Below are 14,985 nucleotides of genomic sequence, written 5' to 3'. Positions count from 1 at the left end.
CGATATCGCCCCTTTTTTTGATGCATATCAACCGAAGCCGGCTTCTCAGTTCAGTAATTTGTTTATTTTATGTAAAATCAAATCGCTCTAAAAGTCGCATGATTGCGATAAAAAAGTTGTTTTAGATCACAGAAACGGGTACATATAGCCCGAAGATGTTCCACCTGCACAATTATAAACTTTTACATTACAAACCAATAACACGGCTATGCCACTGGTGTAAGCGTTTTCTGTGCAGGATTAGGACTAGTTGTCAATAATGTGTTAGTATTGATGTAAAATTATTGTGAAGTATTTTGCTTCCGGGGTAAACACGTGAATACACTGCAACTCTCTATCGTACACCGTCTGCCGCAGAGCTATCGCTGGCTGGCCGGTTTTGCAGGTTCAAGAGTTGAACCGATTCCGCAAAACGGCTCGCAGAGTGAAAACAGCCTCGTGGCGTTGAAACTACTCAGCCCCGATGGCGAAAGCGCGTGGCCGGTCATGCATAAACTCAGCCAGGCCCTTAGCGACATCGAGGTCGACAGTTCTGTCGTGGAATGCGAAGGGGAACCGTGCCTGTTTGTTAACCGTCAGGACGAATTTGCCGCGACCTGTCGCCTGAAAAATTTCGGCGTGGCGATTGCTGAACCCTTCTCCGGCAACAACCCCTTCTGACCGTCAGCTCAACGCCAGCAGCTGACGGGTATACTCCTGCTGCGGAGCGGTAAATACGCGCTCGCACTCACCCTGCTCGACGACTTCTCCCTGCCGCAGCACCATCACCTGATGACACAGCGCCCGTACGACGCGTAAATCATGGCTGATAAAAATATAGGCCAGCTGATGCTTTTGCTGTAACGCCTTCAGCAGCGCGAGGATTTGCGCCTGCACGGTTTTATCCAGCGATGAGGTGGGCTCATCCAGCACAATAAGCTGCGGTTTGACGACCAGCGCCCTGGCGATAGCGATGCGCTGACGCTGGCCGCCGGAGAAGGCGGCAGGGTAGCGATGCCGGGATTGCGGATCGAGACCTACCTCCTGCATCGCCTGAATCACCGCCTGTTCCCGTTCGGCGGGCGTGAGCGTCGGCTGATGAACGCGCAGTCCCTCTTCAATAATTTGCAGCACGTTGAGCCGCGGGTTTAACGATGAGTTAGGGTCCTGAAACACCACCTGCATGCGGCGACGCAGCGGCAGCATTTGCTGACGGTTACGTCCCTGAAGCGCCTCACCGTCAAAGGCGATCGCGCCAGCGGAATGAATCAGACGCAGAAGCGCCAGCCCGGTGGTGCTTTTGCCCGATCCTGACTCGCCGACCAGCCCCAGCGTTTCTCCCGCGCGCAAATGAAAGCTGACGGCATTAACGACGCGGTTATGATCGACAACCCGTCGCAGCAGACCTTTACGTATCGGAAAGGCGATACTCAAGTTTTCCGCCCGCAGTAATACCGGGGCATCGGGCGCGAGCGGGACGGGATCGCCCGACGGCTCGCTGTCCAGCAGGCGGCGGGTATAAGGGTGTTCGGGGGCGAAAAACAGCGCCTGGCAGCCGTTTTGTTCGACGCAGCGGCCGTTCTGCATCACCGCGACGCGATCGGCGAGCTGACGAACGATGCTCAGGTTATGGGTGATAAACAGCAGCCCCATATTTAACTCTTGCTTCAGCTCGCGCAGTAGCGTGAGGATTTGCGCCTGCACCGAGACGTCCAGCGCGGTAGTGGGTTCGTCGGCGATAAGCAGCTCCGGGCGGGTCAATAGCGCCATGGCGATCATCACCCGCTGGCGCTCGCCGCCGGACAGCTGATGCGGATAGTCAGCCAGCCGCCGGGGCGCATTGCGGATCCCGACGCGCTCCAGGCAGTCGAGGATTTCTCCGCGCGCCGCTTCTTTACGCATCCCGCGATGCAAGGAGAGCACTTCGTACAGCTGTTTTTCCAGGGTATGCAGCGGATTAAGCGAAACCATCGGCTCCTGGAAGATCATCGCGATGCGGTTACCGCGCACGCCGCGCAGGGTGCGCTCATCCGCGTGCAGCAGCGACTGACCATGAAAGCGGATATCGCCGGTGGGATAGCTGACCGGCGGCGACGGGAGCAGCCGCAGCACCGATAGCGCGGTTACGCTCTTACCGGAGCCGGACTCGCCGACCAGCGCCAGGGTCTCGCCGACGGCAATCTGCAGCGACAGTTCGCTGACGACGGAGGTGGTTTCTCCCTGCTGGCGAAAGGCGATGGAGAGGTTATCGATATCTAACAGAGGTTGCGTCATGCTACACCGCCTTGCTTGGGTCAAAGGCATCGCGAACCGCCTCACCAATAAAAATCAATAACGTCAGCAGCACCGCCACCGACAGAAAGGCGGCGATGCCCAGCCAGGGCGCCTGAAGGTTGTTTTTACCCTGCAACAGCAGTTCACCCAGCGAAGGAGAGCCCAGCGGCAGGCCAAAGCCGAGAAAATCGAGCGAGGTCAGGGTGGTTATCGAACTGCACAGAATGAACGGCAGGAAGGTCAGGGTGGCGACCATGGCGTTAGGCAGCATATGGCGCAGAATAATCGCGCGATCGCTGACGCCAAGCGCCTGCGCGGCGCGGATATAATCATAGTTACGGGTGCGCAGGAACTCGGCGCGGACGACGCCGACCAGCGTCATCCAGCCGAACAGCACGGTAATGGCCAGCAGCCACCAGAAGTTGGCCTGCACAACGCTTGAGAGCAGGATAATCAGAAACAGCGTCGGCATTCCCGACCATACCTCGATAAACCGCTGTCCCCAGAGGTCAATCTTTCCACCGTAATAGCCCTGAACGGCGCCGGCCATCACGCCCAGCACGCTGGAGAAGAAGGTCAGCAGCAGACCAAAGAGAATGGAAATGCGCGTACCGTACAGAATTCGCGCCAGCACGTCCCCGCCGTTGGCATCGGTGCCAAGCCAGTTCTGGGCTGACGGCGGCGAAGGGAAGGGCGCATCGGTGGCGAAATTTATGGTCGTCGCGCCGAACCGAACCGGCGCCCACAGGGCCCAGCCGTTATCGTCCAGCCGCTTTTGCAGCCACGGGTCCTGATAGTCGGCGGCGGTGGTAAAGCTGCCGCCGAAGGTGGTCTCGCTGTAGTTTTTCAGGAGCGGGACGTAGAGGCTGCCGCGGTACTGGACGAGTAGCGGCTTATCGTTAGCAATCAGCTCGGCGCACAGGCTACAGGCGAAAAGCGCTAAAAAGATCCATAGCGACCAGTAGCCGCGGCGGTTGTGGCGAAAACGCGCCCAGCGGGCCTGATTGACGGGACTAAAAAATGACATTAGCGGCCCTCAAAATCGATACGCGGATCGACCAGCGTATAGCTGATATCGCTGATGATATTCAGCAGTAGGCCAATCAGGGTAAAAATATACAGCGTGCCGAACATGACCGGGTAATCGCGAGATACGGTGGCTTCATAGCCCAGCAGCCCCAGTCCGTTAAGAGAGAACATGACTTCAATCAGCAGCGAGCCGGTAAAAAACATGCTGATAAAGGTAGCCGGGAAACCGGCGATCACCAGCAGCATCGCGTTGCGAAACACGTGTCCCCAGAGGATCTGCTTTTCGCTTACCCCCTTGGCGCGGGCGGTAACCACGTACTGCTTGCGGATCTCATCAAGAAAGCTGTTTTTGGTCAGCATCGTGAGGGCGGCAAAACCGCCGATCACCGTTGCCAGCACCGGTAGGGTGATATGCCAGAGATAGTCGAGGATTTTTTGGTACCACGGCAGGCTGTCGAAGTTGGCGGACACCAGCCCGCGCAGCGGAAAGAGATCGAAATAGCTGCCGCCGGCAAAGATAACGATCAGCAAAATGGCGAACAGGAACGCTGGGATCGCATAGCCGATAATAATCAGCGTACTGCTCCAGACGTCAAAATGGCTGCCGTTGCTGACCGCTTTACGGATCCCCAGCGGAATCGACACCAGATAGATAATGAGCGTACTCCATAAGCCCAGGGTGATAGAGACCGGCAGGCTGTCTTTAATCAGCTGCAGCACCGATGAGCTACGAAACAGGCTATCGCCAAAATCAAAGCGCAGGTAATCTCCGAGCATTTTAAAATAGCGCTCGTGCAGAGGCTTATCAAAGCCGTAGCGGTGGGTTATCTCGGCAATCACTTCCGGGTCCAGCCCGCGCCCGCCGCGATAGTGCCCATCGCTGATGTTGCTGACGCCGGTACGCGCATGGCTGGCGGCCATCCCGCCGTCACCGGCGCCGGGCAAGCCGCCGCGATCGCCGAACTCAATCGCCGCAATCGCCTGATCGACCGGGCCGCCGGGCGCAATCTGCACAATAAAAAAGTTAATGGTGATAATCGCCCACAGGGTGGGGATGATGAGCAGTAGTCGGCGGAGCAGATATGCACCCATCTTAATTCCTTAGCGTCTGTCCGCGGGGAGTCTGGCCGCTTTGCTTGCGTCGTACCACCCGTTTTCGAAACCGGAGGAGTAGATCGCGCGGGTCTGCGGGAAGGAGAATTTGTCCCAGTATGCGGTTCGGTCCTGGGCCATATACCACATCGGCAGCATGTAATAGTTCCACGTCAGCACGCGGTCGAGAGCCCGGCCCAGCGGCAGCAGCTTTTCCTTATTACCCTGCCAGCGAATAATCTGCGCGATGAGCTGGTCGACGGCCGGGCTTTGGACCCCAGAGGCGTTGTAGCTGGAGTTAATATATTGGGAGTCCCAGGAGACTTGCAGGCCGGTGTCGGGCCAGGGCGTGGCGCGCCAGACGTTTGGCATCATGTCGTAATCCCGACTGCGCTTGCGATTGCTGTACTGGGAGTTGTCGACCTGGCGGATATCCATAACGATGCCGAGCCGCTGAAGATTGTGCTGAAAGGGCAGGACCCAGCGATCGCTGCTGCCGGAGGGAAGCAGCAGCTCAAAGCGTAACGGTTTGCCGCTCTTCGCATTCATCCGGCGCTGGTTTTTCACTATCCACCCCGCCTGGTTAAGGATGGCATCCGCTTTCAGCAGGTTTGCGCGAGCGAAACCATCGCCGCTGGAAATTGGCGGCCGGTATATCTGCGTGAAGACTTCGGCCGGGATCTCTTTTTTCAGCGGCGTCAGCAGCGCCAGCTCGTCGGCATCCGGATAATCGCGCGCCGCGTATTCGGTATTCTGAAAGAAGCTGTTGGCGCGGCTGTAGGAGCCATAGAACAGCGCCTTATTCATCCATTCAAAATCAAAGGCGAGGGTGATGGCTTCGCGCACCCGGCGATCGGAAAATACCGGGCGCTGAATATTAAACGCCAGCCACTGCGTGTTCTGCGCCGAGGTGTTGGTGTATTCGTCTTTGACGATATAGCCGTGGGTAAAGTTGCGTCCAACGTAGCGGGTCGCCCAGTTTTTGGCAACGTTCTCTTCGCGGCGGTCGACGGCGCCGGCCTTAAAGGCTTCGAAAGCAACGTTGTCATCCAGATAATAGTCGTAGCGCAGCGAGTCGAAATTCCAGCGCCCGCGGTTGACCGGCAAATCGGCAGCCCAGTAGTCCTTTACCCGCGAGTAGGTAATGTACTGGCCCATGCGCCAGGCGGTGATGCGATACGGGCCGCTGGCCAGCGGCGGCGCAGAGAGCGGGTCGCTGAGCTTATGATTCTTCCAGTATTTTTCCGGCATAACGGGCAGCGTCATCAGGCTAAGCATGTTCTCTTTGCCCGGGGCGGCTAAATCAATGCGCACGGTGAGCGGAGCGATGGCTTTTACGCGGGTGCCTTTATAATAGAGGCGAAACTGCGGCACCCCTTCGGTCATAAACTTCTGGAAGGTAAACGCGACATCGCTGGCGGTGATGGGGCTGCCGTCGTGGTAGCGGGCGCGCGGATTGAGCGTAATCTCCATCCACGAAAAATCATCGGCGTAGCGCGTATGCTCGGCAATCAGCGGATAGTAGCTGCCGGGCTCATCGTCAGAGGTGGTGAAGAGCGTATCGTATAAGCTTTCGGTACGAATACCCGGGTTGCCGCGCATGGCGTAGCGGTTGAAATTATCAAAGGTACCGATGGCGGCGAGGGTAATTGCGCCGCCTTTAGGCGCGGCGGGATTGGCATAATCGTAATGGGTAAAGCCTGCGGCGTATTTCGGCTCGCCGATAATCGCGAACCTGTCGCTCTCTTTAATGGTTTGCGCCTGGCTCTGCAGGCTAAATAAGGCCAGCAGTATCAGGCTGATGCGCGCAAAAATAACCAGGATCTCGTCCTCCCATGCCGGGCCTGAAACGGCCCGGCCTCTGATAGCAAATAATAAAGGACCCTTAGCGGGTTGGGAAATATTTCGCCGGTTCATCATGGGCGGCGATCAGCGCTTCCAGCGTCAGCGGCCGGCTTAGCCAGTATCCCTGCAAATAATTTACCCCATGATCGCGCAGCCATTCCGCCTGCTCCTGCGTTTCCACGCCTTCGGCGACGGTGGTGAGCTTCAGCCGGCGGCTTAGGGTGATAACCGCGTCCAGCACCGGCGAGGTCACGGTCTCCGTGCCGATAGCCTGTACGAAGCCGCGGTCTATCTTCAGGTAATCAAAGTTATAGCGTTCCAGATAAATTAGCGCGCTATGGCCGGTACCGAAATCATCAATCGCAATTTCAAAACCCTGCTCGTGCAGCCAGTCGAAGTTTTCTAAGGAACGATTTTTATCGATCATCGCGCGCTCGGTGATTTCCAGCACCACGCTAAAATGGTCGGTCGGCATAGCGGCGGTAAATCGCTGCAGATCCTGCTGAAAGCTCCCGGCGTGTAGGTGAATGGGGGAAATATTGATCCCCAGCTTGCTTCCGGCGGGCAGGAGCGTTTGCAGAACAGGCGCATCCTGCGCAATCAACGTTAAGAGATGGCGGGTAAGCGGAACGATGATCTGCTGGGTTTCTGCAAGGTTGATAAAGACATCGGGAGGGATCTCGCCGGCCACCGGATGCCGCCAGCGCATCAGCACCTCAACGCCGCTGATTTGTAGCGTCTCTGACCTCACCACCGGTTGATAGACCACGTAAAACTGATCGTTTTTGATGGCCAGCAGAAGCTCTTTACGCGGGTCCGACTTAATGGTGAGAACGTAGTAGCTTAAAAGTCCGGCCAGCAGTCCGCACACGACGCCCAGCAGCAGAGCGAACTGCGTATTCTCCGCCAGCCAGCTGTTGGCGTAGAGATAGACTTTCAGCGGCAGGCCGTCAATTTGCGTCTGGCGAATAGGCGGCGAGAGCAGGGTCTGCGGGTCGATGAGCTGGTTACTGAAGGTGGAAATGGCGACGTCCTTAATGGCCAGCGCCAGGCCGCTGAAATCATTCTGTCGCGCTGAATAGAGGATATAGGGCGTCAGGTTGGCATTAATCGAGACAAAAATACCGTCTTTCCCGCCGTGGGGGCTACGAACCCACAACGCCAGCGCGGCGCTTTTGGGCATCATTGGCGTCCCGGGCAGAATCGCCATATCGACCGCTTGAGTAACATCAAGCTGCGGTATGAGCTGGGTTAAGGGCGTACTCATCGCGCCTGTAGCGGAGGAACAAAACGCGAGGCCATTTTTGACCAGCAGGACGGCGCGTACGTTTGGGCTGAAGGCCGCATGGGCGGTTAAGCCTGAGGCAACGTTCTCACATGGCTCATCGACCAGCGGCTGCAGGCCGTGGATAGTCTGATTTAAATCGTGAAAATAGTCCTGCAGATAGGTATGGACGTTGTTAATAATGACGTCAAAACGCTCCGCCCGGTTGTGATAAATCACCATAAACTGGATGCTACCGGCCAGCAGGGCGACGGCTATTCCAATACATATACTGGTCAGCCAGTTTTTTCGCCGGGGAGCGAGGTGACGGGTAGGCATAGGCTATATAGTCAGTCCGTATTGTTGATGTGCGCCAAAGGGCTGATAGAAAAACGCTTTTTCTATCCCTGCTTAAAGACATAGCTTATTTTACGAAGTTTATTGGCTGGCGAGCAAAAAAAAACACCGCCTCGGCAGTGTTTTTTTGTTTCTTCCGTTGGCCAAGGGATTAACCAACGGCAGAAGACGATTACGAACGGCTCAGAACGCGTCGCGCTTCGTTATAGCGCTTTTTCCAGTATGGCTCATCCATGCTTGAAATGGTCACACCGCTGCTGGTGGATGCATGAACAAACTGATTGTTGCCGATATAGATACCAACGTGGCGGCCCGTGGAGCCGGCGCGGAACAGAACTAAATCACCGGTACGCAGCTGGGCGCGGCTGATCGATTTTCCGGAATCCTGCTGCTCTGAAGTGGAGCGCGGCAGTTCCAGGCCAAACTGTTCACGGAAAGTCCGTTGCACAAAGGCGGAACAATCGATGCCTTTACGGGTGCTGCCGCCGAGGCGGTAACGCACGCCCTTCCAGCTGGCATACTGATCCATCAAGCGGGACTTCACGTCCAGGTTGCGGACCATCGTTTCAAATTCATCCTGAGAGGCTTGCAGTGATGATAAATCGCCACTACCCACAGCAAGCGTCTCAGAATGCATATTTCTGGCGGTACTATTTGAACTACACGCGGAAAGCAGAACCGCAACTGCAATCGCGGGGGCGACCCGCAAGATATATCTCAAAATCGGCTGAGATTTGACCATGCTGTGTGTTATCCCTTGTTGTCCTTAACGACAATGTCGTTATAAAAAATGCCAAACGTGTTAGAGCCTAATTACCTGGTCGCAATGAGACAATTCCGTAAGCATAAAACTGTGGAGTCACGCACAAATTTATTCATTCTATGAATTGATGTTGCTGACGAGGCAAAACGAGATTGAGGTTACCCGATCAACCGGGGGATGGCGAGCGGTTTTACGCATTTTCTTATAAGTATTTTTGCGACAAAAAGTGAATCATCGGCAAAGGACAAAATAGCGGCAGTGGTGGGTAAAAAATACGCAATTTACTCATTTTTAAGATGATTAATATGACAGGAAGATGATACGTGATGAGAAAACAGGCGCGGGCAAAAAAAGGGACCCAGAACGATCCCTTATGAATGATATTAATTAATTGTAAAGATAGATTTAATTTTTTGCTTTTCTACCCGGAAGGTGGCGCTCAAATAAGGCAATAACCTTATCGCTCAATGAGGTCATCAATACCCAGGGGGCGCCAATGAGCACCGCCGTTAATGAGCCGACTGCAATATCGGTAAACCAGTGGGCGCCAATCATCACGCGTGGGAAAGCGAACACCACGAATATCACCAGCGCGATAGCAAACGCCCGGCGACCAAAATAACGCCACATAAATGACGCAAATATCAGCAGCATCATCCCGTGATCGCCCGGGAAGCTATCTTTTGAAGCGTCTTTGGTGGGGAATGAGATCACATCGCTCACTTTGGTGATGTCGGTAAAAGAGAGCGAAGGGCTGGCGCGCTTAACCGGCATCAGGTGCTGGGCCAGCTGATTGATAATGACGGCAGCCAGCAGCATCACCAGGCCGATGATAATCACCCGGCGGCGTCCGGCGCTCTGCTCTTTGAACCAGAAGCTCAGCATCAGGCTGCCCATCGCCAGTAGCGAGCAGGCGTCAAAGGCGCGGTTATTGATAATCGCCAGCAGCCAGGTATAGGCGGTGCTCACGCCAACCAGGTGATTAAAGAAATAGAAGATCGCTGAGTCCAGCGGATTCCAGAAACCATGGTTAACGGGAAGGTACCATGAACAAAAAAGCGCTATACCCGCCGCGTTCAGCAGCAGGATAAGGGGAATTCGATTTTTAATCATAACTATCATGTATTGGGTAAACGACGGCAACCATAGCCGTCTTAACTTAAACGAATCCTCAACAAGGAGGCCTGCAGTGCGTTCCAGTCCGTCTCAGTATCGGCAATCAGCTCGATGCGGCTGTCGGGTGGGGAGACGTTCTGCGTCTCAATATGCAGATCAAGCTGTTGACGATTGATCCGTACCAGCCCCTCCGCAATGCGCATAACGCCTTTGACGCGCCCGACCGGCGCCAGGCGCGCCCATTCGAGCAGGGCAACGGTGTCGAAAACGGTTTCAGCGTCAAAAATCCAGCCGCAGGCGTGATAGCCCTGACCGCTATTGAGGCTGCGGCGCCAGCGCTGATGGGCGGGGAGGCTCAGTGCCGCAAGGCCTTGTTTCTGCTCGTGGCCGTGGGCGTGTTCGGCGCTGGCGGGGAGCGGCGCAAGGTTGCGGCGCGGTAAATCAAGCAGCGCCGGGTCGATATTACCCCGCGTGGCGCTGACGAATCGGCGATCGCCTGCGTAGGCTTGCCACCATGCGGCAAAGGCGCGTTGACTCTCCTCCGTCGAGCGGTCGGCTTTATTGCTGATAATAACGTCAGCGGCCGCCAGCTGGTCACGAAAGTTGTCGTTGGTCACCGCTTTTTCGTCCAGCAGCTGGCGCGGGTCCAGCACGCACAGGGTAGCGCGCAGGTCGATCCACGGCTCGTATACCGCGGCGGTCAGCATATCGAGGATCTGTTTAGGATGGCCCAGCCCGGTGGGTTCTATCAGCAGGCGATCGGGTTTGCCCTGGCGTAGCAGGGTATTGAGCCCGACCTGCATTGGCAGGCCGTTTACGCAGCACATACAGCCGCCGGGGATCTCTTTGAGCAGCGCGCCGCTTTCCGCCAGCAGCGCGCCGTCAATACCCACTTCACCAAACTCGTTGACCAGCACGGCCCATTTTTCATCCGCGGGCTTATTGGCCAGCAGATGCAGAATCGTCGTGGTTTTGCCGCTGCCGAGAAACCCCGTGATCAAGTTGGTTTTGGTCACTTTTTCTCCAGGATAAATGTAATGTTGTAACAGTTACGCCTATCCTGACGAAAAAAAGGGAGAAAGAGAAGACTTAGCGCGGACAGAAGGGGATTCTGTCCGCTAAAAGGCAGTTATTGTTAAGCGTTCAGCGTGCCGGCAATCGCCTGCCGCGCGCCAAAGGCGGCAAGCTGATGCCATGCGGCGGTGATGTGAGCGACAAACTGCGGATCCTGCGGCAGGTCGCGGCCGAAGATCTCCTCAAGCGAGAGCAGGGCCGCCACGCGCTGGTGTTCATCGCTGGCGGAGACCAGTTTCTGTATCTTATCGGCCAGCGGATCGCGAATATCAATGGCATTTCCGCCATCGTCAATACCGCTGACGTAGCGCATCCAGCCCGCGACGCCGAGCGCCAGGAGCGGCCAGCGGCTGCCTTGCGCAAGGTGGACGCGAATACCGTCAAGCATACGTTGCGGCAGTTTCTGGCTGCCGTCCATGGCGATTTGCCAGGTGCGATGCTTCAGCGCCGGATTGCTGAAGCGTGCGATCAGGCTGTCAGCATACGCCGTCAGATCCACGCCCTGGATAGATAAGGTCGGCGCCTGTTCGTCAAGCATCAGTCGGTATGCGGCGCCGCGGAAAATCGGATCCTGCATGCAGTCGCTAATATGCGCATGACCTGCCAGATAGCCAAGCCAGGCGAGGAACGAGTGGCTGCCGTTGAGCATCCGCAGCTTCATCTGTTCCCACGGCAGTACGTCATCGGTCATCTGAACGCCCGCGGTTTCCCACGCCGGGCGTCCGGCAACGAAGTTATCTTCGATGACCCACTGAATGAAGGGTTCGCAGCTGATGGCGCAGGGGTCTTCTACGCCCAACGCGGCGCTAATTTCCGCCAGCGATTCATCGGTGGCGGCTGGCACAATACGGTCAACCATGGTGCCGGGAAAGCTGACGCGCTCGGCGATCCACTGCGCCAGCTCCGGGCTCCGTTTTTCGGCCATTCCCAGCACGGCGTTTTTCACCACATGCCCGTTGTTGGGGATGTTATCGCAGGAGAGGACGGTAAACGGCGGTAGTTCACGCTGACGGCGGCGCGATAAGGCTTCGACCAGAATGCCGGGAACCGATTGCGGCAGCGTCGGGTTTTGCAGATCGTGGATAATGCGCGGCTGCGACATGTCCAGCAGGCCGCTGGCCGGATCGATGCAGTAGCCTTTCTCGGTGATGGTCAGAGAGACGATGGCGACCTGCGGTTCGCAAAATTTCTCAATAATCGCGGCCAGCGAATCCAGTTTTGCGTTCAGGCATTCATGGACGGCGCCGACCACGATTGGCTGATTGCCCTCGGCGCCTTTTTCCAGCACGGTAAACAGGTGGTCCTGCTGGCGAAGCTGGCTCATCAGCCGATCGCCGCTGAACAGACTGATCTCACAAATCCCCCAGTCCCCGCCGCCGGCGTTAAGCACCCGATCGGTGAGGAGCGCCTGGTGCGCGCGATGAAACGCGCCGAAACCAAAATGCACAATACGCGAACGCAGATGACTGCGGTCATATTGAGGGAGCTGTACGCCTTCCGGCAGCGTAGCCGTAGCTATGGTAGTCATTCTTAACACACCTGATTAACGGATAATTAACATTCCCAGTGTAAAGTTATATGACAACAAATTAAATTGGTGAGCCTTGTTTATCCGCTTAATGTGAGCTCGGTCATCATTTTTTGGCTGGCTACCCGGCTGGCTTGAAAAGCGGGCGCGCTTAATGGCGGAAAGTAGCGACAGTTTAATTACTTTTGGTATAACAACTTTGCGGCGTGTGAAGGGAGAGCAACGTTGCCAGCAGAGAGAGGGCCAGGCGCTGCGGATAAGGTGCGAAAAAAAGGACAGCCGCTGGCTGCCCTTTATGATGTTGCAAACGCAGAGTTTAGTCCGCGCGGCCCATGTAGCGGCTCTCTTCGATATGGATACGAATGCGCTCGCCCGCGCTCAGGTATTCAGGCACCTGAACGACCAGGCCGGTGCTCAGCGTCGCCGGTTTGTTACGGGCGCTTGCGGATGCGCCTTTGATACCCGGCGCCGTCTCTACGATTTCCAGATCCACGGTCTGCGGCAGCTCCAGCGCCAGCAGCTGGCCGTCCCAGGTCAGAACCTGCATATCCGGCATGCCGCCTTCCGGCATAAACAGCAGCTCTTCTTCGATCTGCTCTTTGGTGAAGATATACGGGGTGTAATCTTCTTTATCCATAAAGACGTATTCGTTGCCATCGATATAGGAGAAGTCAACGAAGCGGCGGGTCAGGGTGACGGTATCGACGATGTCGTCGCCTTTAAAGCGTTCTTCCACTTTCAGGCCGGTGCGCACATCGGAGAAACGCATTTTGTACAGCGTCGCTGCGCCGCGGGCGCTCGGTGACTGAATATCAATATTTTTAACAATCAGCAGTTTGCCGTTGTAATTCAGCACCATACCTTTTTTAATTTCATTCGCTCTTGGCATTGCAGTCATCCTGTCACTTAAAGGGTCGAAAATATCGCGTAAAACTACTCGCGCCGGGCCTTTCAGGCAAGTGGAATTCGCCTGTTTTGCTATCTTCAGGCAAAACGTTTAGGCTGGGCTGCTAAACGCGTTATCGGAAGAGTCGATTATGGAATGCCGCCCTGAATGCGGAGCTTGCTGTATCGCTCCTTCTATCTCCAGCCCTATCCCGGGCATGCCGCAGGGCAAGCCGGCAAACACCCGCTGCGTACAGCTATCGGAAAATAACCTGTGTCATATTTTTGGCTCGCCGTTAAGGCCGAAAGTATGCGCCAGCCTGAAGCCGGAAGCGGAAATGTGCGCCACCAATCGCGATGACGCCATGATCTGGCTGCTTCATCTTGAACTGAGCACTTCATCGTGACGACGCAAGCCGGCGCGAACATCCTTTAAACGTCTTTAATACGCCACAGGCAGGCCTGAGTGGCGATGCCCATCACCAGCGCAATCCAGAAGACGGCGTGATAGCTCCAGATTTCCGCGACGACGCCCGCCAGCGAACCGGCGATAATCCAGCCAACGCGCGTGGTATTGGTATAAAGCGTAGTGGCCGCACCCGCCTGTCCGGGCATCAGATCCTGAAAATAGAGCATGCCGATACCGGCGAGAATACCGATGAAAATGGCGTTCAGCGCCTGCAGGGCCAGCAGCAGTCCGGGGGTATGTACGGTTAGCATGCCAACGTAAAACAGCACGCCGGCCACCGCCGAAATGCGCATCAGGAAGCGTTTGCCGAAGCGTTTGGCATAGTAGCCCGCAATCAGCATGGTCGGGATCTCCAGCCCGGCGGCGGTGCCCATCATGACTCCCGCCAGCTTTTCCGATAAATGCAGCTCATTGATGATAAACAGCGGCATATTAATGATGTACAGGCTGTTGATTCCCCACATCAGCGTACAGATGATAAACAGCAGCAGCGCGTCGCGGCGGTTGGTGCGCGGCGCTTCGAGATGGCCCGTAGCGATCTTCGGCTCTTTACGCATGCTGGGAAGAAAAAACCAGACCATCGCGCCGCAGACCACAAAGGCGACCGCCGCGCTGAGATACATCACGGTAAAGCCGAAACCCATCGCCAGCGCGTAGGCCAGCGGCGGCCCAATAACCCATGCCAGCGACACCTGAGCGCGCAGAATCGAGCTAAACATGACCGCCTCGCGGCCCGTTTTGTCCGCATGCTCGCGGGCGAGGGCAAACATCTGTGGGTTCGCGGTGGAGCCGAAGCTGCTGAGAAATACGCCGACGAACAGCAAAATAAAGTAGTTACGGTTCCAGGCGAAGAGCACGCAGGCCAGCACGCCCATCAGGCAGCAGAAGACGATCAGCCGCTTGCGGTCGCCTTTGCGATCCGAACGCCCGGCGAGGAACTGGCTTACCAGAATGCCGATCACCGCGCTGCCGGTAAAAAAGAAGCCGACCATCGCCGGTCGGACGTGAACCTCGTTAGTCAGAAACAGGCTCAACGTCGGCGTCTGGAGTGCCCCGGCGATACCCGTCAGGAAGGCGACGATCAGAAAGGCGGAAGAGGTGAGATCAAACCCGCGTCGTGGCAGGGCGGCGCTACTGTTTTGCATGTCGGCGTTCATCGGTTTTCAGGAGTCGCGGAGTTTACGCCGTCACTCAGAAAATGAACAGTACCAGGGCACGAATAAATCAAAAAGACGTTTCAAAATCAAACTTCAGCAGAAAGCTGAAGTTTTGCCGGTCTCGGCGCTCCCGCTTCAGCAAAAGTGTGCTGT

13 protein-coding genes are annotated in these 14,985 nt (G+C 56.2%); 2 read left to right on the top strand and 11 right to left on the bottom strand.

The window, feature by feature from the left end:
• The first annotated feature begins 315 nt into the window (after nt 1-315).
• Entirely contained in the window at nt 316-660 is a 345-nt protein-coding gene (locus KOSB73_RS21460; protein ID WP_004133916.1) for a YejG family protein, read from the top strand.
• Between the two features lie 3 nt (nt 661-663).
• Here the strand turns inward: KOSB73_RS21460 and yejF are convergent, their stop codons facing one another.
• From yejF to yeiP, 10 genes are all read right to left on the bottom strand, one after another.
• Nucleotides 664-2,253, bottom strand: coding sequence for a microcin C ABC transporter ATP-binding protein YejF (gene yejF, locus KOSB73_RS21455; protein ID WP_024359221.1), 1,590 nt, complete (start codon nt 2,251-2,253; stop codon nt 664-666).
• Between the two features lies 1 nt (nt 2,254).
• On the bottom strand, nt 2,255-3,280 hold the full coding sequence (locus KOSB73_RS21450) for an ABC transporter permease (protein WP_024359220.1): 1,026 nt from the start codon (nt 3,278-3,280) through the stop codon (nt 2,255-2,257).
• Nucleotides 3,280-4,374 (bottom strand): microcin C ABC transporter permease YejB, encoded by a 1,095-nt coding sequence (locus tag KOSB73_RS21445; RefSeq protein WP_004122930.1) that lies wholly within the window; start codon nt 4,372-4,374, stop codon nt 3,280-3,282. The genes KOSB73_RS21450 and KOSB73_RS21445 overlap by 1 nt, the downstream gene beginning before the upstream one ends.
• 9 nt (nt 4,375-4,383) lie before the next feature.
• Entirely contained in the window at nt 4,384-6,189 is a 1,806-nt protein-coding gene (locus KOSB73_RS21440) for an extracellular solute-binding protein (protein WP_049088513.1), read from the bottom strand.
• Nucleotides 6,190-6,259: 70 nt separating this feature from the next.
• Complete coding sequence (locus KOSB73_RS21435; RefSeq protein WP_024359218.1) at nt 6,260-7,822, bottom strand: cyclic di-GMP phosphodiesterase; 1,563 nt, start codon at nt 7,820-7,822, stop codon at nt 6,260-6,262.
• A gap of 190 nt (nt 7,823-8,012) precedes the next feature.
• Entirely contained in the window at nt 8,013-8,582 is a 570-nt protein-coding gene (gene mepS / locus KOSB73_RS21430; protein ID WP_004122922.1) for a bifunctional murein DD-endopeptidase/murein LD-carboxypeptidase, read from the bottom strand.
• Between the two features lie 426 nt (nt 8,583-9,008).
• Entirely contained in the window at nt 9,009-9,722 is a 714-nt protein-coding gene (locus tag KOSB73_RS21425; RefSeq protein WP_024359217.1) for a phosphatase PAP2 family protein, read from the bottom strand.
• A gap of 35 nt (nt 9,723-9,757) precedes the next feature.
• A complete protein-coding gene (locus KOSB73_RS21420) occupies nt 9,758-10,735 on the bottom strand; it encodes a CobW family GTP-binding protein (protein ID WP_024359216.1) in 978 nt (325 codons plus the stop codon).
• Nucleotides 10,736-10,854: 119 nt separating this feature from the next.
• A complete protein-coding gene (locus KOSB73_RS21415; RefSeq protein WP_098140970.1) occupies nt 10,855-12,321 on the bottom strand; it encodes a mannitol dehydrogenase family protein in 1,467 nt (488 codons plus the stop codon).
• 316 nt (nt 12,322-12,637) lie between these two features.
• Entirely contained in the window at nt 12,638-13,210 is a 573-nt protein-coding gene (yeiP, locus tag KOSB73_RS21410) for an elongation factor P-like protein YeiP (RefSeq protein ID WP_004122911.1), read from the bottom strand.
• A gap of 148 nt (nt 13,211-13,358) precedes the next feature.
• Here yeiP and KOSB73_RS21405 point away from each other — a divergent pair, with 148 nt between their 5' ends.
• Nucleotides 13,359-13,613 carry a YkgJ family cysteine cluster protein gene (locus tag KOSB73_RS21405; protein WP_004870363.1) on the top strand — a complete coding sequence of 85 codons (255 nt, stop codon included), beginning with the start codon at nt 13,359-13,361 and terminating at the stop codon, nt 13,611-13,613.
• A gap of 25 nt (nt 13,614-13,638) precedes the next feature.
• On the opposite strand, the gene setB is transcribed toward KOSB73_RS21405, so the two are convergent.
• Nucleotides 13,639-14,820: a sugar efflux transporter SetB gene (gene setB, locus KOSB73_RS21400; RefSeq protein ID WP_004870366.1), complete on the bottom strand. Its 1,182-nt coding sequence runs from the start codon at nt 14,818-14,820 to the stop codon at nt 13,639-13,641.
• Nucleotides 14,821-14,985: the final 165 nt, after the last annotated feature.

Source organism: Klebsiella grimontii (assembly GCF_900200035.1).
Taxonomy (GTDB): Bacteria; Pseudomonadota; Gammaproteobacteria; order Enterobacterales; family Enterobacteriaceae; genus Klebsiella; species Klebsiella grimontii.
This window is presented reverse-complemented; position numbering and strand designations above follow the sequence as displayed.